The 1,485-nt window shown below is 33.1% G+C and carries 2 protein-coding genes; both read right to left on the bottom strand.

The window, feature by feature from the left end; translation table 11 throughout:
• Window positions 1–31: 31 nt before the first annotated feature.
• Complete coding sequence (locus tag GYV61_RS09610; protein ID WP_258328326.1) at window positions 32–913, bottom strand: IS3 family transposase; 882 nt, start codon at window positions 911–913, stop codon at window positions 32–34.
• The coding region (locus GYV61_RS09605; RefSeq protein WP_238786774.1) for a helix-turn-helix domain-containing protein at window positions 910–1,485 on the bottom strand (576 nt) is incomplete at its 5' end. The genes GYV61_RS09605 and GYV61_RS09610, both read right to left, overlap by 4 nt.

Genomic DNA, 1,485 nt, shown 5'->3' with positions numbered 1-1,485 from the left:
TGAAGCTAACCCCTAAAACTGGACGTTAGTTTTATATCGTTTTACTTAAGGCTTGATTCCGATATTGAATCGGAGTTAAGCCTTTTAGTTTGTGCCGAATTCTATCTTCATTATAATAACTTATCCATTCTTTCATCGCCTTAACCAATTGTTTCTTAGTATCAAAGTGATGTGTAAAATAATTCATTTCAACTTTCATAATGTGAAAGAAACTTTCCATAGCTGCATTATCATGACATGTAGCTCTTCGTGACATGCTTTGAAATACTTTATGTTTTCGTAAAGCATGTCGATATGGATTAGATTGATATTGAATTCCTTGATCACTATGGATTGTCATTCGATAATTTAATAGCTTTGGTCTTGCAGTAAACACTCCCTCTAATCCTTCTAGAACATATCTTGTTAATGGACGATCGGTGATCGTATAACTAATAATTTCTCCGCTGAATAAGTCCTTAAATGGCGATAAATATACACGATCACGGATAGTCATGTTCCCATATCTAAATTCACTAATATCAGTTACGACCTTTTGATATGGTCTATCAGTCTTAAACTTTTGATGGAACCGATTCTTAGCTTTCTTATTTTGTGGACCCTTTGAAGAATCATATTTACCGGCTCTCAGATTATATTTATTAGCTCCTAAATTGTTCTCACGCATTAAGCGTTGAACACGTTTATGATTAACCATTAGGTGATAAGTCATCCTCAGAGTATCAGTTACAGGCCAGTATCCATAACTGGCATGATGCTTCTTTATCATTTTGATAATTGAAACAAGTGCTTTATCACTGATCAGCTTCTTTTTTGGATGAGGATGGTACTCGAATGTACTTTTAGACAAACTTGTGTAGGGTAATATTTCTTTTAATTTAAAGCCAAATTCTTGCCTTAGTTCATTAACTATAGATCTTTCTTCGTCCGATGTCCGCGTTTCTGAACTAAGGCATCTAGTTTTTTTAGATATTCATTTTCTACATGTAATGCACGATTCTCTAAACGTAGACGTTCAAGTTCAGTTAACTCTTGAGAAGTATATTTATGCTTCTTTGCTTTAATTTTCTTTTTATGCATTAATGGTCGTCCTTGCTTAATAAATAAAGCATCAACACCGCCTTCATTTAATTTTCTTTGCCAATTCGCAATAGTGGAATGTTGTTTAATATTAAAATGATTGGCAGTAATTTGATAGCTGGCACTATGTTCTTTTCTCCAGTTTAAGACTTCTAATTTAAATTGACCACTATATCTTGCCTTAGAAAAGCTTTTTTCCAGGCCTCTGTTACCATACTGTTGATAATTATTGATCCAACCATCAATAGATCTATGTGATGTGATATGTAATTTCTCTTGAATTTCTTTTGTGCTAAATCCTCTTTGATACAAATCTACTGCTTCTAATTTTGTTTTTAGTAAATATTTAGACATAAGAAAACCCCCGAATTGGAATCTTTGTCCAATTCTAGGGGTTAACTTCAT

Origin of the sequence: Lactobacillus melliventris, assembly GCF_013346935.1 — a bacterium.
In the GTDB taxonomy this organism is placed as follows: Bacteria; Bacillota; Bacilli; order Lactobacillales; family Lactobacillaceae; genus Lactobacillus.
This window is presented reverse-complemented; position numbering and strand designations above follow the sequence as displayed.